The following is a 20,620-nucleotide window of genomic DNA, read 5'->3' on the forward strand; positions in this document are numbered from 1 at the left end:
GACGTGCGGGGCTGCCCATGACCGAGAACTCCCCCAAGCTCACCGCGGTCCGAGACGGTCGGGTGCTCCGGGTGACCCTGACCAATCCGGAGCGGCTCAACGCGATCGACTACGCCACCATGGCGCGCCTCGGCGACGTGTTCACCGAGGCCGCCGGCGATCCGGCGGTGCGGGCAATCGTGATCACCGGCGAAGGCAAGGCGTTCTGCACCGGCGCCGACCTGTCCGCCACGGCCGGCGGGGTCACCCCCGAAGAAGTGATGGATTGCGCCGGCCGGTTGGTCACGGCGATCGCTGAAACACCGGTGCCGGTCATCGCGCGGGTCAACGGTCCGGCTGCCGGTGTCGGAGTGGGTATCGCGCTGGCCGCCGACCTGGTCTACGCCGCCGAGAGCGCCTATTTCCTGCTGTCGTTCACCAACATCGGGCTGATGCCCGACGGCGGCACCACCGCCCTGATCGCCGCTGCCGCCGGGCGGGCCCTGGCCAACGAGATGGCTCTGCTCGGGGAGCGCCTGCCGGCCGCTGCCGCCCAAGATGCCGGTCTGGTCAACGCGGTGCTGACATCCGCAGAGCTGGACACCAAGGTCGAGGAGGCCGCCGCGAAGCTGGCCCACGGGCCGCGGCGCGCTCTCGAACTGACCAAACAAGCGCTCAACGCCACCAGCCTTGCCGCCCTCGGCGCCGCGCTGGCCCGCGAGAAGGCCGGTCAGGTGGAGTTGTTGGGCTCCCCGGACTTCATCGAAGGCGCCACGGCGATGCTGCAGAAACGCAAGGCGGTGTTCGCCGAATGACCACACAGCCGCTGCGTTCCCGACGCAACCACTGGGTGAACCAGGTGGCCATCCACGCCGAGATGCGCCCCGAGTCCGTGGCCTTCCGCTGCCGCGGCACCGAGACCACCTGGCGCCAACTGCATGACCGCTCGCAACGGCTCGCCGGGGCATTGTTCCGTCGCGGGATCTCCTTCGGCGACCGTGTTCTCATCGTGATGCTCAACCACACCGAGTACATCGAGTCCGTGCTGGCGATCAACGCCCTGGGCGCCATCGCGGTCCCGGTCAATTTCCGTCTCACCGACCCCGAGATCAGCTACCTGGTCTCCGACAGCGGCGCCAAAGGCGTCATCACCGACCAACTGCTCGCGCCGCTGATCGACGCCGTGCGCAAGAACACCGTCGGCCTCGAGGTGGCCGTCGTACTCGGCGACGACTACGAGTCGCTCATCACCGAACCGGGAGAACCGCACCCGCACGCCGACATCCCCGAAGACACCCCGGCGCTGATCATGTACACCTCGGGCACCACCGGTAGCCCCAAGGGCGCGATCCTCTCCCATTCGAACCTGCAGGCCCAATCGCTGACCTGCATCCAGGCCCTGCACACCAGCCCGGGCAGCATCTATTTCTGCGCCGCACCGATGTTCCATATCGCCGGCCTGGGCAGCATCGCGCCGAACCTGGTGATCGGCACCACGACGGTGATCCACCCGCTCGGGGCGTTCAACGCCGCCGACACCCTCGACGCCTGGGAACGCGAGCGAGCCACCTCGGTCTTCCTGGTTCCGGCGCAGTGGCAGCTGATCTGCGCGGACCCCACTGTGCGGCAACGGGATCTGGCCCTGGAGGTGATCAGCTGGGGTGCCGCGCCCGCATCGGACACCGTGCTGCGGGCGATGGCGGAGACCTTCCCGGATGCGCTCAACGTCGCGGTGTTCGGCCAGACCGAGATGTCACCGATCACTTGCGTACTCGACGGCACCGACGCCCTCCGCAAACTCGGCTCGGTGGGCAAGGTGATCCCGACCATCGCAGCACGGGTGGTCGACGACGACATGAACGACGTGCCGCCCGGCGAGATCGGCGAGATCGTCTACCGCGGACCGACTCTGATGCAGGGCTACTGGAACAAGCCGGAAGCCACCGCCGAGGCCTTCGCCGGCGACTGGTTCCACTCCGGTGATTTGGTGCGCGTCGACGACGAGGGCTTCGTCTATGTCGTCGACCGCAAGAAGGACATGGTCATCTCCGGCGGAGAGAACATCTACTGCGCCGAAGTGGAGAACGTGCTGTTCGAGCACCCGATGATCCGGGAGGCCGCGGTGATCGGGCGTGCCGACGAGAAGTGGGGCGAGGTCCCGGTCGCTATCGTGGCCGCGGCGCAGGCACTGACGCTGGGCGACCTGGAGCAGTTCCTCAATGAGCGGCTCGCCCGCTACAAGCACCCGAAGGAACTCGTGCTCGTCGACGAGTTGCCCCGCAACGCCAGTGGCAAAGTGGTCAAACCGCTGTTACGCAAGACCTACGGCTAGGAGTGACAGTGGATCTGGATTGGTCGGCTGACGAGGCAGCGTTCCGCGACGAGGTTCGCGGGTTCCTCTCCGAGCACCTGAGCTCGGATCTGCGCCGAGCCGGGCAGCTGATGACCAGCGTGTACGCCGATCACGAGGCGAGCATGCGCTGGCAGGCGATCCTGCATGAACGCGGTTGGGCCGCACCGGCGTGGCCGGTGGAATACGGCGGCTGCGATTGGACGCCGTTGCAGCACTACATCTTCAGCCGCGAATGCGCGCTGGCAGGCGCACCGCTGCTCTCCCCGATGGGCATCAAGATGGTGGCGCACGCGATCATCGGCTTCGGTACCGAGGAGCAGAAGAACTGGTTCCTGCCGCGGATCCTCACCGGCGAGGTGTTCTTCTGTCAGGGCTACTCCGAGCCGGAGTCCGGCTCGGATCTGGCGTCGCTGTCCATGGCGGCAGTCGATGACGGCGATGACCTGATCTGCACCGGCAGCAAGATCTGGACCACCCACGCCACGCAAGCCAACTGGATCTTCTGCCTGGTCCGCACGTCGCGCAGCGGCAAGAAGCAGGAAGGCATCACCTTCCTGCTGATCGACATGACCACCCCGGGTATCGAGGTCCGGCCGCTGGTCATGACCTCCGGCGAGGAGGTGCAGAACCAGGTGTTCTTCGACTCGGTGCGGGTGCCCAAGGCCAACGTGCTGGGCCGGATCGACGACGGGTGGACCGTCGCGAAATACCTGCTCAACTTCGAGCGGGGCGGCGCGATGGCCCCGATGCTGCAGGTGTGGGCCGATGCGGTCGCCGAACAGGCTGCCGGACAACCCGGCCCGGACGGCACCTCGCTGGCCGACGATCCGGTCTTCCGGCTGCGGCTGGCCGATGCCCGGGTCCGCACCGACATCTTGGAGATCTTGGAGTTCCGCACCATCGCCGCCCTGGCCAAGGGCCACAATCCCGGACCGGCGGCGTCGATGCTGAAGATCCTGGGCACCGAGCTGAGCCAGACGATCACCGAACTGGCGCTGGAGGCCGCCGGCCCGCGCGGCCGGATCTACCAGCCGCACGCGACCATGCCCGGCGGCCCGATCCCCGACTTCGTCCCGCCCGCCGACGGCTACCTCAGCGGCCAGCCGTGGCAGGCGGTGGCCCCGCTGCGCTACTTCAACGACCGCGCCGGCTCGATCTACGCCGGCAGCAACGAGATTCAACGCAACATTCTGGCCAAGGCAGCACTGGGGTTATAGATGGACTTCTCATTCACCGACGAACAGGAACTGCTGCGCGACACCGTCGGCAAGTTCCTCGCCGACCGCTACGACCTGGAGAAGAGTCGCGCGGCGGCCAAGACCGGAGCCGGCTGGCAGCCGAACATCTGGCGTGCCTTCGCCGATGACCTGGGCATCCTCGGGGCGACACTGCCCGAGAGCGCCGGCGGACTCGGCGGTGGCACAGGCGAGCTGATGATCATCACCGAAGCACTCGGACATGCGCTGGTCATCGAACCGTTCGTGGAAACCGTCGTGCTGGCCGGCGGGCTGCTGCAACGCGCCGGAGGACCCACCCGGCTCTTGGAGCGAATCGCGCTCGGGGACGCCATCATTGCCGTCGCCGCCGAGGAGCCGACCTCGGCGGGAACCTGGCATGACGTGGCCACCACCGCGCGCCGCGACGGCGCCCACTGGGTGCTCGACGGGGCCAAGATCACGGTGGCCGCAGCACCGATCGCCACCCACCTGGTGGTGACCGCGCGGACCTCGGGCGCCCAGCGCGACACCACCGGGATCTCGCTATTCCTGCTCGAATTCGATGCCGCCGCACCGCCGGCCGGACTTCGGGTGGAATCGTTGCGCACCATCGACGACCGCCGCGCCGCCGACCTGGTCCTCGATGGCCTTCGGCTGCCCGCCGATGCGCTGCTGGGCGACGAGGGCCAAGCGTGGCCGGCGCTGGAGCACACCGTCGACGAGGCCACCGCGGCGATCGTGTCCGAGGCGGTCGGCTGCCTGCGGCGGGTCCTGGCCGACACCGTCGCCTACACCAAGCAGCGTCAGCAGTTCGGTCAGCCCATCTCGGCGTTCCAGGTGCTGCAGCATCGGATGGTGGACATGTACCTGGAGGTCGAACAGGCCGTCGCCGCTCAGCACTTGGCGATCATGAAGCTCGATGCCGGCCCGGGAGAACGCGCCCGGGCGGTGTCGGCGGCCAAGGCGACGGTTGCTCGTGCCGCCCGGTTCATCGGGCAGAGCGCGGTGCAGCTGCACGGCGCGATGGGTATGACCGAGGAGCTGGCGATCGGGCACTACTTCAAACGGCTCACCGCGATCGAGTACCAGTTCGGTTCCCGCGACCGGCACCTGGCCCGGTACGCAGGCCTGACCTCAACCAGCCGGTAGCGCGGCCGCTGCCGGTAACGTCGAGGCATGGGCCTGGTCTTTTCCAGCGTTGTCGAGGCACCGCCGGCGGACGTCTTCGCATGGCACGAGAGGCCGGGTGCGTTCTCCCGGTTGAGCCCGCCGTGGCAGCCGATGCATCTGATCGCCGAAGCGGACTCGCTGCGCGACGGCACCGCCGAACTGGCGCTTCCCGGCGGACTGCGCTGGATCGCCGAACACCAGCCCGGCGGCTACGACCCGCCGCGGCGTTTTGTCGATGCGATCGGCGGCCGCGGCCTGGCGTCGCTGCCGGCCCGGACGGCGATGAGGTGGCGCCACAGCCACGAGTTCGACGATCTCGGCGACGGTAGAACACAGCTGACCGATCGCGTCGACACGCCGATACCCGAGTCGATGCTGCGGCCGATGTTCGTCTATCGGCACCGCCAGCTCGCCGATGACCTGGCCGCCCACCGGCGCGCCGCAGAACACGGCCTGAAGCCGATCACGGTGGCCATCAGCGGCGCATCGGGGCTCGTCGGTTCGGCCCTGGCCGCGTTCTTGAGCACCGGCGGCCATCGGGTGATCCGGCTGGTGCGGCGCGCCGCCGCCAATCCTGATGAGCGGCAGTGGAATCCCGACGACCCGAATCCTGACCTGCTGGCCGGCGTCGATGCGGTGATCCATCTGGCCGGCGCCTCGATCGCCGGGCGCTTCACCGCCCAGCACCGGCGTGCGATCCGGGACAGCAGAATCGAACCGACCCGCAGACTCGCCGAGTTGGTCGCCCGAAGCAGCGCTGGACCGAGCACTCTGGTCTGCGCATCAGCGGTCGGCTACTACGGCTACGACCGCGGCGCCGAGATCCTCACCGAGGACAGTCAACGCGGGGACGGGTTTCTCGCCGAGGTCGTCGCCGACTGGGAAGACGCCCTGGCGCCGGCAGAACAGGCCGAAAAGCGCGTCGTGCGGATCCGCACCGGCATCGTGCAATCACCGCGGGGCGGGACGCTGCGCCTGATGCGGCCGCTGTTCGCCGCCGGCCTGGGCGGCCGGCTCGGCGACGGTCGACAGTGGCTGCCATGGATCGGGATCGATGACCTGATCGACGTCTATCACCGCGCACTGTGGGACACCGGGCTTTCCGGGGCGGTCAATGCCGTCGCGCCGAACCCGGTGCGCAACCGCGACTACACCAAGACCCTCGGACGAGTGCTGCGCCGGCCGACGATCCTGCCGGTTCCGGCGCTGGGGCCACGATTGCTGCTCGGCGGTCAAGGGGCGCGTGAGCTTGCCCGCGCGAGCCAGCGAGTGCTGCCGGGCCGCCTACAGGATGTCGATCACCGCTTTCGCATGCCCGAACTCGAACAGGCGCTGCGGCACCTGCTGGGCCGGGCGGGCTAGGACGTGGGCGCGATCTCCAAGCCGATGTGAACCTTGTCGATCCCGCCGCGCACGAGCGAGTGCGGAACGAACCACCAGGCGTGCCACCAGTAGCGTTTGACGACCGCGTCGTAGACGCGCCTGGTCTCGCTCTTGGGCAGCACCCTGGCCACTGCCTCGACCGGCTCGCCCTTCGGCGCACCCAGCACGCCGCACTTCTGGATGGTCACCCGCGGCGTGTTGCGGATGCGCTTGGTCTTCCAGGATCCGTCATCGGTGATCACCAACAGCTTGTCGCCGTCCGGCGCGCCCCACACCGCGGTCGGTTTGGCCCTGCCGTCCTTGGTGAACGTGGTCAGCAGCAGATACTTTTCGCGATACACCTCAGCGAACGTCGGCATCGCGCCAGGATAGCGCCGCGGCTGCTACCCCGACGGCGCCAGCGGCAACCGCAGCGCGCCGGGGGCACTGTCGGGCACCGTCGGGTGGTGGGGAAACACCGGCGGGATGCGTCGGTAGGGCTCGCCCAGCGGCGGGCGCGGATCCGGCTCGCCGTTGTTGGGCCACAACGCCATGGCTCGTTCGGCTTGCGCGGTGATGGTGAACGACGGGTTGACGCCCAGGTTGGCGGTGATCGCCGAGCCGTCGACGACGTGCAGGCCCGGGTGACCGTAGGCCCGCTGATAGGGGTCGATCACACCGTCCTGCGCGGAGTCACCGATCGGGCAGCCGCCGATGAAATGCGCGGTCAACGGAATATTGAGGGCGTCCAGATAGGTGCCCCCGGCGAACCCGCCGACCTTCTCGGCCATCCGGCGGGCGACGTCGTGAGCGATCGGGATCCAGTCGGGATTCGGTTCCCCCGCACCCTGTTTCGTGGTCATGCGGGTGCCGAACAGACCACGCTTGCGGTAGGTGGTCAACGAGTTGTCCAGTGACTGCATCACCAGGATGATGATCGAATGCTCGGAGGCGCCACGTGGGAACAGGCTGCGCAGCAGCAACCCAGGGTGCCGCACGATCATCAGCAGCAATCGGGCGAAACGCCATGGGCCGCCGTCGATCAGGTGGGTGCCCATCATCGAGAGCAGGTTGGATCCCTTGCCGTAACGGCACACCTCGACGTGGGTATTGGCCTCGGGGTGAATCGAGGAGGTGATCGCCACGCCCTGGGCGAAATCGTCGCGATCGGGCGCCAGCACCACCGGCACCTCTTCGGAGTTGGTGCGGGTCAGCTCGCCGAGCCGCGGGGAGAGCTGCGGCAGTGACCCGGTGTCGCGCAGCTTGTGCAGCAACCGCTGGGTGCCCAGCGAGGCCGCGGCGAACACCACTTGGTGGGCGGTGAAGTCGCGCTTGTGCTTGCGCAGCCACCGGCCGGTGCGCACCGTGCTGACGACGTAACCGTCGCCGTGCGGCCGCACATCGGTGACCATGGTCAGCGGATGGATCTGCGCGCCGGCGTGTTCGGCCAGATACAGGTAGTTGGTCTCGGTGGTGTTCTTGGCGTTGTGCGGGCAGCCGGTGAAGCATTGCGCGCAGCCGATGCAGCCGGCGCGGGCCGGGCCGGCACCGCCGAAGAACGGGTCGTCGACGGTTTTGCCGGGCTCGTCGCCGAAGAACACCCCGACGTTGGTCGGGTGGTAGGTGTCTTCCACCCCCAGGTCGCGGGCCACCGCCAACAGCACCTCGTCGGCCGGGGTGATGTGCGGGGTGGGCGTCACCCCGAGCATGCGGCGGGCCTGCTCGTAGTACGGCGCGAGTTCGGCTTTCCAGTCGGTGATGTGCGCCCACTGCGGGTCGGTGTAGAACCGCTCCAATGGCTCGTAGAGGGTGTTGCCGTAGATCAGCGATCCGCCGCCGACCCCGACCGCGCTGGCGATGAACGTCTTGCCCAGCACGGTGAGGCGCTGCGGGCCGAAGCAACCCAGTTTCGGCGCCCACATGGCCTTGCGGACATGCCAGTTGTTGGGCGGGAAATCGGTGGGCGCCCAGCGCCGGCCCATGTCCAACACGCCGACCCGGTAACCCTTCTCGGTCAGGCGCAGCGCCGCCACGCTTCCACCGAAACCGGAGCCGATCACCACCACGTCGTAGTCGTATGTCATGCGCGGTCCTCTGTGGCGTGGCTGCGGGCAGGGATGAGCAAGAGCAGCGACACCACCAGCAGCAAGCTGAGACTGACCGCGTTGAGTACCGCGTCACGCCGGCCGTACATGTGCAGCATGCCGAGGTGGTAGATCAGGTGCAGCACATTGAAGACCGACCAGCTGATCGCCGTGATCACGACGACGGCGCGGTTGCGCAGGTAGTACAGCGCCAGGGCGCTGAGCGCCGCGAAACCCCAGAAGAGGGAGCCGACGTCCTTGACGAAATGCTCGTTGTACGGGCCGAGCACCGGTAACCAGGTCATGCCCATTCCGGGAAACGTGCTGTACCAATTCAGCGGCGCGAAGTATGCCCACGCCCCCAGGCTGAGCGCGACGATCGTCAGCAAGATCAGGCATACGCGATGCACGATGAGGTTCATACCGTGCATCATGTCTTGCCCGCTCCGCCGGTAACGGCGATATTCAGGGGATTCGCCTGGAGGATGCCATGACCGACCGCTTTGCCATCCCGCCCGCCGACGTGCTGCGGGCGCGCGAGAAGCTCGTCCTCGACCACTTCCACGACGAGGTCCGCCAGGATTGGGACGACGTGCTGGCCACGTTTCCGCACCCGCATTACGAGATCATTCCTACTCTGACCGTGCACGACGGTGACGCCGACGTCCGCGCTTACTACCGCGACACCCGCGTCGCCTTCCCCGATCAGGACCACGAGATCATCGCGCTGCGGCACAGCGCCGATGCGGTGATCGTCGAGTTCTGGCTGCTCGGAACACATTTGGGTCCACTGGGGGGTATTCCGGCCACCGGATCGCGGCACCGCACCCGGATGACGGCCTACTTCGTCTTCGACGAGAACGAGACCCTGGTCGCCGAGCGGATCTATTTCGACACTTTGTCGATGCTCAAGCAGCTCATCGGCGGGCTCAACCTGCGCGACCCGCGTAACTGGCCGCTGGTGCTTCGCGGGGTACGCGGGCTGCTCAAGTTGACCGGCGAGCCCGATCCGCTGCTGGTGAACACGCCGGCCGTCGGGTTGTCACCGCCCTGAGTGTGTTCGACGCGACCGGCGAGCGGGGCCGCCGTCTGGACGTGCTCCAGCAGTGCCGGACGGGTGCTAACGGCCGGCCATGATCAGCGAAGCTGATACTAAGAAATTTCTAAGCGTTGATCGACGTGGGCGGCAACCACGGCGCGTTCGAACCAACCAGGCAGAGCATCCCCTAGCAGCGGCGAGGCCCTAGAAGCGCGACAAGTTCCACTTCCGGAAAAACGTTGACATCTCCGTAAATTAGGCAAAGACTTACGTAATGCTTTGATTCTCGAACCTGCTCCACATTGAAAACCCACCACTGTTCGCGTTGCTTTAAGGAGATCGACCATGGCTCAGCACCCCAGCACGCGGCAGAGCAAGACACGTCAGACCCCGACACGCCGCCGTCGTCGCCGCGCAGCCGGTCTCGGGACGACGGCCAGTGCCTTCCTGGCGTTCGGATTGACCCCGCTGGCCCTGGCGCCGACCGCGAGCGCCGACTTCTTCGGGTTGGACTGGCTTGACGACCTCTTCGAACCCAGCGCCGCGGTGAGCGCCGCCGACCCGACCGGGGATTCTGGCTGGGACGCTTTGATGAACGCTCTTGGCTTCGGCTCTACCGGCTCGTCAGGCGTGGACACCGCTGCTCTTGCACTGCCGGGTGTCGCTGCCGCAGGCGATCCGAACGCTATCGCTACGGCGTTCCAGAACGACTTCTACCTGCCGCTGCACTCGGCCCTCGAGGCCTACATAAACAGCCCGCTCGGCCAGGCGATCAATCCTGTTATCAATCAGCTGTTTGCGCCGCTGATCCTGCCGGGCTTCTGCGGCCTGATCTGTGACGGCGCCGACGGGACGATGGCCAACCCTGCCGGTCAGGGTGGGGGGTTGTTCTTCGGCGACGCCGGTGACGGCTACGACGCCAGCAACGACCCGGGGATGGCCGGCGGTAACGGCGGAGTTGCCGGCGGGATCGGCAACGGCGGCGACGGCGGAGCGGGCGGACTCGGCGCCGACGGCGGCAACGGCGGCGCCGGCGGCGAGTGGATGGGCAACGGCGGCAACGGCGGAGCCGGTGGAGCCGGCGGCCTGATCAATGACACAGTCGTCGATGGTGGCAACGGCGGTATCGGCGGCAGCGCCGGCCATGTCCAAGACTTTTTCGGTATAGGTGCGGTTGGGAACGGCGGCAACGGCGGCGACGGCGGAGCGGGCTACACCGGCGCCAACGGCTCGGCGGGGACAGCAGCCACCGGTCCCGCAAGCAACGGCGGCAACGGCGGCAACGGCCAGACCGGCGGCAACGCCGGCAACGGCGGCAACGGCGGCGCCGGTTCGCTGTGGCTCGGCAACGGCGGCAACGGCGGCAACGGCGGGGTCGGCGGCAACGGCGGTAACGGCGGGGTCGGCGGTGCCGGAACGGACTCGCTCTCTGCGGACGCCCTGGGCGGCTCCGGCGGCGCCGGCGGTACCGGTGCTGACGGCGGTAACGGCGGCAACGCGGGTAAGGGGGGCACCGGCGCGGCCGTCTTCGGCAGTGACGGCAGAACCGGTTCTAACGGCGACGGCGGCGCTGGCGGCATCGGCGCCGATGGCGGCCGCGCAGGTGCCGGCGCCAGCGGAGCCGATGGCGCCAATGGCACTACGCCCGGCGAAAGTGGCGCCGACGGCACCGACGGCACCGGCGGTGGTTTCGGCGGTAACGGCGGCGGGGGCGGTAACGGTGGTGCCGGTGGCACGACCGCAGGCGTCGCCGCCGGTAACCATGGCGCCGGCGGGGCCGGCGGCGACGGTGGGACCGGTGGCAACGCCGGCCACGGCGGCAACGGCGGCAACGGTTCCGACGGAGGCACCAACGATGCGGCCGGAAACGGCGGCAACGGCGGGGACAGCGGGTTTAGCGGGTACGGCGGACTCGCCGGGGCCGGCGGATCCGGCCCTGACGGCACCAGCGCCGCGAATGGCGTGAACGGTGCTGAGGGCACCCCTGGTGACGGCGGGGCCGGCGGCAACGGCGGAAACGGTGTCACCCTTGCCGACGGCACCGGGCAAGTCGGCGGCGACGGCGGCGACGGCGGCGACGGCGACTACTACGGCAACGGCGGCGCGGGCGGTAAGGGCGGCGACGGCGCGGCCGGTGCCAGCGACATCAGTGGCAGCGGTAACGGCGGCGATGGCGGCCAAGGCGGTAACGGCGGTTACGGCGGTTTCGGCGGATTCAGCGGCGGCGCCGGAGGCGATGCCGGTGCCGGCGGTGCAGGGGGTAACGCCACCGGCGCCGGCGCGAGCGCCGGTACTGCTGCTCAGGGCGGTTTTGGTGGCGGCGGCGGCGACCATTACTTGAACACCGTTGGCAGCCACGATGGCATCGGTGGTAACGGCGGCCGCGGTGGTAGCGGCGGCAACGGTTCCGATGGAGCCACCCCGACTGCCGGTGCTGCCGGCGGTCTCGGTGGATTTGGCAGTACCGGCGGCGTCGGCGGCGTCGGCGGCAACGGAGGCACCGACGGCAGCGCCGGTAGCGTCGGCGGCGCCGGCGGCACCGGAGGCACCGGAGGCACCACCAACGACGCCACCGCCGGCGGTGGCGGCGGCGGCGGTGGTGGGGGTGGCGGCGGCGGTGCGGCCCAAGACGGCGGTATAGGCGGGGCAGGCGGTGTAGGCGGCAACTCGGGCAACGGCAGCACCGGCGGGAACCCCCCGCCCGGCAGTGCCTTCGGCGGCAGTGGCGGCGGCGGAGGCTACGGCGGGCAGGGTGGCACCGGCATCGGCGCCGGCGGCGTGGGCGGCGCCGGCGGGGCCGGCGGGGCCGGCGGCAACGGCTCTGCGGGCAGCTTGGGCGGCTCTGGTGGTCAGGGCGGCTACGGCGGCGACAACTACTACACGACCGGCAGTGACGGTGGGGCCGGCGGCGCCGGCGGCGACGGCACCGACGGCGGCTACGGCGGCATCGGCGGCTTTGGCGGCTCAGGCGGCGGCAGCAACGACGGCGACGGCGCTGGCGGTGACGGTGGGGCCGGCGGGGCCGGCGGTCTGGGCACCACTGGCGGCGAGGGGGGATACGGGGGTGACGGAGGTACCGGCGCCACCGGTGGTCAGGGGGCTACCGGCGGAGATGGTGCGGCCGGCGGGACCGGAGGCGTCGGGATGACTGGCGGCACCGGCGGTAACGGCGGCATCGGCGGTAACGGCGGCTTCGTCGGCGAGGGCGGCAACGCTGCCGGCGGCGTCGGCGGCGTTGGTGGCACCGGCAGTAACGGCCAAACCGGCGGCGATGGCACCGACGGCGGTAGCGGAGGTGAGGACGGCACTCCCGGCACTCCGGGCCAACCCGGCACCGACAACGGTTAAGGCGCCCGCCGGGACAGACCGATCCACGCGAGTTCTCAGTCGACTACCACCACGATCTTCCCGCCGGCCTCTCCTGCTTCCATAACCCGATGGGCGTCGCGGATCTGGTCGAAGGTGAACACGTGTGAAGGCGCGGCCGCCAGTCGACCGTCGCGCACCTTGTCGGCGATGTCCTGCAGCGGAACATCCGACAACGCAAACCCGGGGCTGCCGAACACGAAGCTTCCGAAGAAGCTGAGGTTGACGCCGCTGGCCATCTGCAACAGCGGGTTGAAGTCGGCGATCGGGTCCAGTCCGCCGAGCCAGCCGGCCAGGCAAGCCGTACCGCCCCGACGCAGCATGTCCAAGGAATCAAGAATCGTGCTGTTGCCCACGAGGTCCAGAACGGCGTCCACCTGCTTGGCTTCGAGAAGGCATGCACCCAGATCAGGGGTCTCCAGCTCGGCACGCTCAGCGCCGAGCGACGTCAGCAATTCAAACCGTTCCCGGTTGCGCGTGGTTGCTATTACGTGCGCTTTCGCCTCCACGGCCAGTTTCACTGCCGCCTGACCGAAAGACGATGTCGCTCCTCGGATCACGATCGTCTGCCCGGCGGCCAGGCCAAGGTTGCGGAATAGGCAGGTCCATGCGGTGGCGTAGGTTTCCGGAAGTGCGGCCAGCTGATCCCACGGCAAGTCCGATTCGATCAGCGCGACGTTTTCGGCGCGCACCCGGGTGAATTGCGCGTAGCTGCCGTTGATGGTGCGACCGAGCCCACCCATCAGTGCCGCGACCTTGGCGCCGACCCGGAATTCTCCCCCGGGGCAGGCATCGACAATGCCGACGCATTCGATGCCGCTGACTTCGGCGGCCTCGGCCCATTCACCCCGGCGCATGTGCATCTCGGCGTGGTTGATTCCGAATCCCTTGACCCTGATCACCACCTCACCCTGCTTGGGTCGCGGCTTGGGAATCTCGGTGTAGGCCAAAGACTCCAGTCCCCCGAAGCCGTCGAGAACAATTGCGCGCATAGTCGGGCCGCCCGGGGTTTCGCGCACCACCGCGGGGCGAGTCGGGATCGTGGACGTGGTAACCATGATGCGATCTCCTCTGAATATTGTTGTTAGGGACTATTTTTCGGAAAGCCGGGCCAGTTGCCGAGCCATTCCGGTCATGCCCGTCACCGGCCGTTGACCCGGTACAAGAAGTCCTTGATCAACTCCGCGACTTCCTCGGCGGCGGTCTCCAGCAGGAAGTGGCCGCCGTCGAGCAGATGGATTTCGGCATCGCGCGCGTCCCGGTCGAATGCCCGGGCACCGTCCGGGCCGAAGATCGGGTCCCCTTGGCCCCAGACGGCCAGCACCGGGACTCCACTGGTGCGCAGGTACTCGTGCAGTGCGGGGTACATCGGCGCATTGGTGGCGTAGTCCCGGAACAGGGCGAGCTGAATCTCGTCATTGCCCGGCCGCGACAACAGTGCGCTGTCCAGGGTCCACACGTCGGGGCTGACCAGGGACTCATCCGGCGCCCCGGTCAGGTACTGCCATTTGATCGACTCGACGTCGAGCGCCGTGCGGATGGCCGCCTCGGTCTCGGCAGTCTGCTCACGCTGGTAGTCCCAGACGGTCTTCCAGAAGCTCTCGACGAATCCCTCGTCATAGCCGTTGCCGCTCTGCGTGACGATCGCGCTGATGGTGTCGGGCCGGCTCAACGCCAGTCGCCACCCGATCGGCGCGCCGTAGTCCTGGACGTAGATCGCGTAGCGAGCCACCCCGAGTTGGCCCAAGAGCCCTTGAGTGAGCTGGGCGAGATTGTCGAAGGTGTAGTCGAACTCGGTCACCAGCGGCATGTCCGAGTAGCCGAAGCCGAGGTGGTCGGGGGCGATGACGTGATAGTCCTCGCCCAGGCGAGCGAGGAGGTCCCGGAACATGTAAGAGCTTGTCGGGAAGCCGTGCAGCAGCACGATCGCCGGCGCATCGGCGCTACCCGCCTCCCGGTAGAACAACCGGTGCCCGTCGACGGTCGCGTAGTGGTGTCGCACCGTGGAAACCATATCTAACCCCTTAAACCGATTTTGTAAGTTAGGGAGAGTCAAGCACCTCGGGTGTAACCTGTCAATACACGTTTGGGGGTTACATGGATATCGTTGCGGCCGGGCCCGCCGACGAGGCGCTGCTGTTGGAGTTGCTCAACTCCACCCCCGTCATCGACGGCGTGGCCCGCGACGAACTCGAGGATCCGGCCAGGGCCCAAGCCTGGCTGGACTCCCACGGCGTCGGCCCGGCAACCGAGCAGCAGCTACGCGAACTCCTCGACCTACGGGCTGCCCTGCAAGACGTGGTTCGCGGCGACCGGTCGCCGCAGGAATTACAGCCGTTCCTGGACGACGTCGGGCTGTCCCCCGCTCTCGACGAGCACGGCCTCACCTGGACGCTGACCACGCACGGAACGTCACCGGCCGCCGCACGGGCAATACTGGCCTGGGACGCGTTACGGATCTCCAGTGCCGGGCGCCTTCGCCCCTGCGCGAATCCCGAATGCCGGCTGTTTCTGATCGATCGCAGCAAGCCCAACACCGCACGGTGGTGCTCGATGGCCATCTGCGGCAACCGCATGAAAGCGCGCCGGCACTACCAGCGCACCAAAGGCACCACCAGCAAGTGAAGCCGCCACGACGAACGCCCCGTCTCGCACCGGGTGTCTCGCAACGATCCACTAGAGTTCTCGACACCGCTTCCGATAGGTCGCAGATCCCCGCCCCCGTAGCTCAGGGGATAGAGCACGGCTCTCCTAAAGCCGGTGTCGGCAGTTCGAATCTGCCCGGGGGCACCACTACTTCCAGAAGGCGTTCATGGGTGAGGCGTACATGTCGTTTTCGGTGAGCGGGGCCAGTGTTCCCGGCGCGGTGCGCAGGGCGTCTTCGATGGTGGCCATCAGGCTGTATTGGTTGTAGTAGTCGTCGGTGGTGAAGTTGCCGGATTGCATCCCCCCGGCCGTCACGGCGCCCGCGCTCGGGATGACGATCATCGGAACGTGATTGCCTTGGTTGCCGAAGCCCAGTGACAGATTGTTGTTGTCCTCGTCGGTGGTGAGGATGATGACGTCGCGCTGCGTCGGGTCAGTCCACGTCGCGGAGTTCTCGATGGTGGAGACCTCTTGCTGGACGAACTGGTCACCGGCCGCGACGTTGTACTGATGGTCGGTCAACTGGGTGGCGATGAACTGCAGAACGCCACTGAACGTATCGACCGGGCCTTCCATGTTGTTGTCCTCGTTGGCGGCGATCCAGGTGAATCCCGGGAAGGTGCTCGGGTGAGCGAGATCGGTGGCCAACTGCGTCAGCGGAAGGAGGTGCTCTTCCAGGTAATCGGGGGTGTTGCCGTAGACGTAGCTGAATTGGGTAAAGGGCAATTCGTCGGCGGCGTAGTCACCCGATGACACGATGGCACCTGGGGACGGCATGCTCTGCGCGTAGCCGGCCCACGAAATGCCCGCCTGATCCATTTCCTGCATGAGGTTCGGTGCGTCGATGGAGTTCGGGGCGGAGTTGTAGTCGATGCCGAAGTCCGATCCGCCCAGGACCCGGACGTAGTTGGGATCACTGGGGTGGCTCAGCGCGTAGTAGTTGTTCGCAGATCCGTAGGTGTTGATCAAGCTGTTGATGTACGGCGCGTTGGGGCTGCCGACAAGGTCGTCGAAGCCCTTGTTCTCCATGTAGATCACGAACACGTGATCCAGGTGGCCGACATCGGATTCCGGCGGGAGCAGCGGCGCCGGGGCGAGGCTTGGATCGCCGACGGTGAACGACTCGTTGTCGGCGTAGGCGCCGTTGTAGGCGCCGAGGTACTGGTTTGTGTCGGTGAAGGTCGTGGTCACCTGCGCGGAGGTGGTGCCCTCGGGAACCGTCCCGGTGATCTCGCGTTGCTCAAACCCGGTGAACCCCAGGCGATCCCATACCGTGACCGGGTTGAGCGAGCCGGTGCCAAGCACGTGCCCGTTGGCGTCGAGGAAGCTGACCTGCACGGTGGCATAAGACGGGTTCCAGGTTTGGCCGCCGAGATCTGCGCTTAGCGTGTACGGCGTTCCGGCCGCACCGGTGAGGTCGACTGTTTGGCTGATGGTGGACGTGGCCACCGGTCCGCCGCCGGCGAAATTGTCGCCGCCGCCCGGGGGCGCGATCTGCGGAAAGCCGAACAACCCCGTCGCCGTGGGTAACGGCGACGAGAGTGGCGACGGGTAACCGACCGGGGTGCCGTAGGCGATCACGGTCGGGGTGCCGGTCTCGGTCCAGCCCGGGATGGTGACCCCGCTGTAGCCCGACCCGGAGGGGTCGGCTATTTCGAAGCCGGGATTGACCAACAGGTTCTGACTCATCAACTGCGCGTCGGCGCCGACAGCGCCAACCGGATCGAGGCTGGTGAGCCAGGTGACGAGCTCGGTGTCCAGTTGCGACCCTAAGGCGCCGCTTACCCAGTCTTGCTCCAGGAAACCGGTGATCGACGTGAGGACCTGATCGATGAACAGGTCGAACTCATCGGCATGAGCTTCGGGCGTGGCCAGCTGCCCGAGTGCCACCGTCGCAAACGCGCTGACGGCGCCGGTCATCCCGAGCGCACGCCGGCGGTGTCGTCCCCTCGACTTCCGTGCAGTCGGGTCCCCTACCCTGAGACGTGGACGAGTCATGGCCTAACCTTCCCCAGGCAAAGGCGATAAGACGGCTTAAGTTAGCAAGCGGAAAAGCCGATTGATAACCGAAAAGATTCAATTCACAGCACCCTGACAGGGGCTGTTGTCCGATCAGCCGCCGAACAGGTCCGCCAGACTGAAGCTCGGGGTGTTCGCGATCAGGTCCGCCATGTTCGCCCACTGCTGGGCCGCCTGCGCACTCAGTTCGGTCGGCCAGTCGTCGTTGCCGCTCAAGATCACCGTCGCCAGGTCGTCACGGGCGTTGAGCAGCCCGGCCAGGATGCTGGTGTTCGGATTGAACAGCGCGTCGTCGATAGCGGTGAGCAGCATCTGCGGCATGACCACCGACATGGCGGTCTGGGCCAGCGCCAGCGTGATCGGCAAGGTGATGTCGCTCGTCAGGACCGGCAGGGCGTTCCACACCGAGGTCAGGCTTTCCATCGGGTGGTCCAAGACGCTGCGCATGACGACATCCCAGTCCGGGCTCAGCGCGTCAGTGAACCGCAGCTCGATCGGGGTGAAGGGCTGGCTGCCGAACACCGACTCGAAGTCGTCCCTGCCCATCAGGGCCGATAGTGCGTTCAGCTCCAGATGCTGCAGCACCCAGGCCGGCTGCGCGTGGATCCGGGAGACGTCCATCGCGTAGTCGTAGGAGAACACTCGCCGGGCCATGTCGGCAGCGAACTCCTCAGGGCTGACGGTCGGAGTGTCGCTGGGGAGGATGCTGTTGCCCAAGTCATCGAGGTTCACCACTTGCGTCTCCACCCCCAGGCCGAGCGCGTCGGCACGGTCGGTGACGTTCTCGAAGCGTGCGAAGATCTCACCCGTGGTGAGGCCGCCGGTGTCGAGCCAGTTGGCCACACCCGGATTCGTCGCGCTGATGACGTAATAGGTGTAGCCGTCGTCGGCGTGGTAGGTCGTGGTGTTGTTGAGGGTGGTCTGGGCCATCACGTAGGGCAGCGCGCCGCCGTAGACGTTCATCAACTCGATGCCGCTGTAGGCCGCCTCGACCGTCGGCACCTTCAGGATCAGGGCCTCACCGGGATCCAGCTCCCAGTTGCCGCCGGTGACGACCGCGGACTCCAGACCCACTCCGTAGCTGGTCTCGGGTGCCAACGTCATCATCGTGTTGGCGGGCACCTCCATACCCACCGATGCCCCACCTTCGATGCTGCGCTGGTTGAACGGCACGACGATCTGGGCGAAGGCGCTGAACAGCATGTTCAACACGTCGTCGACGGAACCGATGTGGGCCGGCTCGGTCGGCACGTCGGTGCCGCCGCCGTCGGTGGGGAAGAATCCACCGGCCGGGATGGAGAAGAACGGCGGGCAGTCGGCCACACATTGCAGGCTGATGTTGGCCGGACCTTTGGCCCAGTCGCCCGTCATGTCGCGGATCAGCAGGGACGCGGCGCCGCCGACGGTGGCGTCAGTGGAATCCAGGAAGTTGACCGCACCTGCCGGCGCTTCCGGTCCGATGTAGATGGTGAAGTTGCCGTTGGCGTCGACCACCAGGCCGTGGTTGAGTTCCAGGTCCTCGATGGTGTGTGCCGTGGCACCGGTGACGGCCATGGTGCTGATCGACATGTGCTCGGTCGCCCCTCCGAGGGTTCCGGTGAGCACGTAGGTCGCGCCCGGAGCCAGCCCCGCGGTGACGTGGTAGTTGATGTCGGGGGTGAAGTAGTCGAAGTATTGGCGGGAGTCGGCGACGTTCCCGGCAACCACTTCGGGCGATTGGAAGAACACTCCGTTGAACAGCTCGGTGACCCGCGACAATCCGGTGGTGAGTAGCTGGTAGTTGGTGTTCTGCAGCATCGACATCAGCGTGTCGGCGTCGCCGGGCGAGGCATAGGGCAGTGACAGGTCGAAGGCCTGCGCCTGCTTCATGGCGTCGAGCAGGGCATCGAGGGCCTGCTGATACCCGGCGGTCAACGTCACCGCGGGTGCGAAGCTGCCGCCGGTGGCCAATGGGGCGCCGACCAGCATCGACAGGGCGGTACCGGCCGCTGCTGCGACCATCCCATACCGCCGGGCCCGCCTCCGCGGAGAGCGTTTCGATTCGGCGCTTCCGGTCAGATCCACGACCGCTCCCCCCACGTCGGTTAACCGTTTACTCGACTGATTGACAGCAAAATCTAATTTTGGACCATACGTCCGGACAAGACGGGGTGCAATAGGCCCCGCGCAGTCGCCGGTATCCGTGTCGCAGACCCCTACGGCCCGCATCGGCCGGCGCCGGCGGGTAGGTTGCGCTGCATGTCGAAGCGATGGGTTTCTGCGTTCGGCCTGACGGCGGCGGTGCTCGCACTCGCCGGATGCGGACTGACGGTGACAAAGGCCGGACCGGACCCGCTGGCACACCAGGCGCCCCGCAGCACCCCGAACGGCACGGTGCTGGTGTCACCGGACAACTTCGTGCGGGCCGTGACCGATCAGGAATTCACCAACGTCGTCAACGAGAACGGCTTCGGTCGCTTCTTCCACATGCGCGATGTCACCCCGATCGACCGTCAATTGGTGGTGCGGTCCAACCGCGACACCTTGTATTCGGCCGGGGTGTTCGACCTGCAGGCCGCTCCGGTGACGATCACACTGCCCGATCCGGGTGAGCGGTACATGTCGGCGCAGGTGATCAACCAGGACGAATACGTCACCGACATGTTCTACGGCGGCGGTGAGCACACCCTCGACCAACAGCAGGTCGGCACCCGCTACGTCATGGTCGTCGTCCGTATCCTGGCCGACCCCAAGGATCCGGCGGATCTGGGTGCGGCCCGCCGGCTGCAGGACCACGTCACGGTGACCCAGGAGGACTCCGGCAGCTTCGATGTGCCGCGGTGGGATCCGGTCAGCCAGAAGAAGGTCGGCGACGCGCTGCTGGTGTTGGCCGAGACCATCCCCGACACCCGGGGCATGTTCGGCACCCTGGCCGACACCGACCCGGTGCGGCACCTGATCGGAGCCGCCGCGGCCTGGGGCGGCAACCCCGAAAAGGATGCGCTGTACCTCAACGTCATCCCGGCCCGCAACGACGGCAACACGGTGCACCGGCTCACCGTCGAAAACGTTCCGGTGAAAGCCTTCTGGTCGATCAGCGTCTACAACAAGAACGGCTACTTCACCGAGAACCCGCAGCAGGCCTACTCGGTCAATGACATCACCGCCGTGAAGGCGCAAGATGGATCGGTGACCGTGCAGTTCGGCGGGTGCTCGCCCAACGTCATCAACTGCCTGCCGATCACACCGGGATGGAACTATCTGGTGCGGCTCTACCAGCCGCGGCAGGAGATTCTGTCCGGCAAGTGGGTTTTCCCGGCGGCGCAACCGGTTGAGACGGCCGGCGTCGACACCCGGCCACCGCCCTCGCCCACGGCAACCCCGGCACGTCCGCCACGCTGACGAC

Annotated in this window: 16 protein-coding genes and 1 tRNA gene; 10 read left to right on the top strand and 7 right to left on the bottom strand. The window is 67.4% G+C overall.

Annotated elements, in window-relative coordinates:
- Positions 1 to 17 precede the first annotated feature (17 nt).
- The 5 genes from AC5Y31_RS11345 to AC5Y31_RS11365 are packed head-to-tail and all read left to right on the top strand — an operon-like array spanning position 18 to position 6,081.
- Positions 18 to 794: an enoyl-CoA hydratase gene (locus AC5Y31_RS11345; protein WP_499980415.1), complete on the top strand. Its 777-nt coding sequence runs from the start codon at positions 18 to 20 to the stop codon at positions 792 to 794.
- Entirely contained in the window at positions 791 to 2,311 is a 1,521-nt protein-coding gene (fadD5, locus tag AC5Y31_RS11350) for a fatty-acid--CoA ligase FadD5 (RefSeq protein ID WP_499980416.1), read from the top strand. Before AC5Y31_RS11345 ends, fadD5 begins: the two co-directional genes overlap by 4 nt.
- 8 nt (positions 2,312 to 2,319) lie before the next feature.
- Positions 2,320 to 3,549, top strand: a complete 1,230-nt coding sequence (locus AC5Y31_RS11355) for an acyl-CoA dehydrogenase family protein (RefSeq protein WP_499980418.1) — start codon at positions 2,320 to 2,322, stop codon at positions 3,547 to 3,549.
- A complete protein-coding gene (locus tag AC5Y31_RS11360; RefSeq protein WP_499980419.1) occupies positions 3,550 to 4,698 on the top strand; it encodes an acyl-CoA dehydrogenase family protein in 1,149 nt (382 codons plus the stop codon).
- A gap of 27 nt (positions 4,699 to 4,725) precedes the next feature.
- Positions 4,726 to 6,081 (top strand): TIGR01777 family oxidoreductase, encoded by a 1,356-nt coding sequence (locus tag AC5Y31_RS11365; protein WP_499980421.1) that lies wholly within the window; start codon positions 4,726 to 4,728, stop codon positions 6,079 to 6,081.
- Here the strand turns inward: AC5Y31_RS11365 and AC5Y31_RS11370 are convergent.
- From AC5Y31_RS11370 to AC5Y31_RS11380, 3 genes are read right to left on the bottom strand one after another with little or no spacing between them, the layout of a single operon-like run.
- Positions 6,078 to 6,461 carry a PPOX class F420-dependent oxidoreductase gene (locus AC5Y31_RS11370; protein ID WP_065025051.1) on the bottom strand — a complete coding sequence of 128 codons (384 nt, stop codon included), beginning with the start codon at positions 6,459 to 6,461 and terminating at the stop codon, positions 6,078 to 6,080. The two genes, AC5Y31_RS11365 and AC5Y31_RS11370, sit on opposite strands and share 4 nt — an antisense overlap.
- A gap of 24 nt (positions 6,462 to 6,485) precedes the next feature.
- The gene (locus AC5Y31_RS11375; RefSeq protein ID WP_499980424.1) at positions 6,486 to 8,165 is read right to left on the bottom strand and encodes a GMC oxidoreductase; all 1,680 of its coding nucleotides are present in this window, start codon (positions 8,163 to 8,165) and stop codon (positions 6,486 to 6,488) included.
- Complete coding sequence (locus AC5Y31_RS11380) at positions 8,162 to 8,587, bottom strand: hypothetical protein (RefSeq protein ID WP_499980429.1); 426 nt, start codon at positions 8,585 to 8,587, stop codon at positions 8,162 to 8,164. Before AC5Y31_RS11380 ends, AC5Y31_RS11375 begins: the two co-directional genes overlap by 4 nt.
- Positions 8,588 to 8,655: 68 nt before the next feature.
- Between AC5Y31_RS11380 and AC5Y31_RS11385 the strand changes: the two genes are divergently transcribed.
- Together AC5Y31_RS11385 and AC5Y31_RS11390 are read left to right on the top strand one after the other, a co-directional pair.
- Complete coding sequence (locus tag AC5Y31_RS11385) at positions 8,656 to 9,219, top strand: ester cyclase (protein WP_499980431.1); 564 nt, start codon at positions 8,656 to 8,658, stop codon at positions 9,217 to 9,219.
- 330 nt (positions 9,220 to 9,549) lie between these two features.
- Entirely contained in the window at positions 9,550 to 12,552 is a 3,003-nt protein-coding gene (locus AC5Y31_RS11390; RefSeq protein WP_499980433.1) for a PGRS repeat-containing protein, read from the top strand.
- Between the two features lie 35 nt (positions 12,553 to 12,587).
- Here the strand turns inward: AC5Y31_RS11390 and AC5Y31_RS11395 are convergent, their stop codons facing one another.
- The gene (locus AC5Y31_RS11395) at positions 12,588 to 13,631 is read right to left on the bottom strand and encodes a zinc-binding alcohol dehydrogenase family protein (RefSeq protein ID WP_499980784.1); all 1,044 of its coding nucleotides are present in this window, start codon (positions 13,629 to 13,631) and stop codon (positions 12,588 to 12,590) included.
- A gap of 80 nt (positions 13,632 to 13,711) precedes the next feature.
- The gene (locus tag AC5Y31_RS11400) at positions 13,712 to 14,584 is read right to left on the bottom strand and encodes an alpha/beta fold hydrolase (RefSeq protein WP_499980436.1); all 873 of its coding nucleotides are present in this window, start codon (positions 14,582 to 14,584) and stop codon (positions 13,712 to 13,714) included.
- A gap of 83 nt (positions 14,585 to 14,667) precedes the next feature.
- Between AC5Y31_RS11400 and AC5Y31_RS11405 the strand changes: the two genes are divergently transcribed.
- Complete coding sequence (locus AC5Y31_RS11405) at positions 14,668 to 15,195, top strand: CGNR zinc finger domain-containing protein (protein ID WP_499980440.1); 528 nt, start codon at positions 14,668 to 14,670, stop codon at positions 15,193 to 15,195.
- Between the two features lie 92 nt (positions 15,196 to 15,287).
- A tRNA-Arg gene (locus AC5Y31_RS11410) sits at positions 15,288 to 15,363 on the top strand.
- Here the strand turns inward: AC5Y31_RS11410 and AC5Y31_RS11415 are convergent.
- Positions 15,364 to 17,136 carry an alkaline phosphatase family protein gene (locus AC5Y31_RS11415; protein ID WP_499980441.1) on the bottom strand — a complete coding sequence of 591 codons (1,773 nt, stop codon included), beginning with the start codon at positions 17,134 to 17,136 and terminating at the stop codon, positions 15,364 to 15,366. It lies immediately after the preceding tRNA gene.
- Positions 17,137 to 17,328: 192 nt separating this feature from the next.
- A complete protein-coding gene (locus AC5Y31_RS11420) occupies positions 17,329 to 19,236 on the bottom strand; it encodes a hypothetical protein (protein ID WP_499980443.1) in 1,908 nt (635 codons plus the stop codon).
- 378 nt (positions 19,237 to 19,614) lie between these two features.
- Between AC5Y31_RS11420 and AC5Y31_RS11425 the strand changes: the two genes are divergently transcribed.
- On the top strand, positions 19,615 to 20,616 hold the full coding sequence (locus tag AC5Y31_RS11425) for a DUF1214 domain-containing protein (RefSeq protein ID WP_499980785.1): 1,002 nt from the start codon (positions 19,615 to 19,617) through the stop codon (positions 20,614 to 20,616).
- The last annotated feature ends 4 nt before the right edge of the window (positions 20,617 to 20,620 follow it).

This window comes from Mycobacterium sp. NGS18 (genome assembly GCF_059813185.1).

Excerpts from the sequence above, each read along its gene's own strand:
- AC5Y31_RS11365 (WP_499980421.1), top strand. The coding sequence starts at position 4,726 with ATGGGCCTGGTCTTTTCCAGCGTTGTCGAGGCACCGCCGGCGGACGTC.
- AC5Y31_RS11400 (WP_499980436.1), bottom strand. The coding sequence starts at position 14,584 with ATGGTTTCCACGGTGCGACACCACTACGCGACCGTCGACGGGCACCGG.
- AC5Y31_RS11405 (WP_499980440.1), top strand. The coding sequence starts at position 14,668 with ATGGATATCGTTGCGGCCGGGCCCGCCGACGAGGCGCTGCTGTTGGAG.
- AC5Y31_RS11345 (WP_499980415.1), top strand. The coding sequence starts at position 18 with ATGACCGAGAACTCCCCCAAGCTCACCGCGGTCCGAGACGGTCGGGTG.
- AC5Y31_RS11360 (WP_499980419.1), top strand. The coding sequence starts at position 3,550 with ATGGACTTCTCATTCACCGACGAACAGGAACTGCTGCGCGACACCGTC.
- AC5Y31_RS11415 (WP_499980441.1), bottom strand. The coding sequence starts at position 17,136 with ATGACCGGCGCCGTCAGCGCGTTTGCGACGGTGGCACTCGGGCAGCTG.
- AC5Y31_RS11390 (WP_499980433.1), top strand. The coding sequence starts at position 9,550 with ATGGCTCAGCACCCCAGCACGCGGCAGAGCAAGACACGTCAGACCCCG.
- AC5Y31_RS11380 (WP_499980429.1), bottom strand. The coding sequence starts at position 8,587 with ATGAACCTCATCGTGCATCGCGTATGCCTGATCTTGCTGACGATCGTC.
- AC5Y31_RS11370 (WP_065025051.1), bottom strand. The coding sequence starts at position 6,461 with ATGCCGACGTTCGCTGAGGTGTATCGCGAAAAGTATCTGCTGCTGACC.
- AC5Y31_RS11375 (WP_499980424.1), bottom strand. The coding sequence starts at position 8,165 with ATGACATACGACTACGACGTGGTGGTGATCGGCTCCGGTTTCGGTGGA.
- AC5Y31_RS11420 (WP_499980443.1), bottom strand. The coding sequence starts at position 19,236 with ATGGTCGCAGCAGCGGCCGGTACCGCCCTGTCGATGCTGGTCGGCGCC.
- fadD5 (WP_499980416.1), top strand. The coding sequence starts at position 791 with ATGACCACACAGCCGCTGCGTTCCCGACGCAACCACTGGGTGAACCAG.
- AC5Y31_RS11385 (WP_499980431.1), top strand. The coding sequence starts at position 8,656 with ATGACCGACCGCTTTGCCATCCCGCCCGCCGACGTGCTGCGGGCGCGC.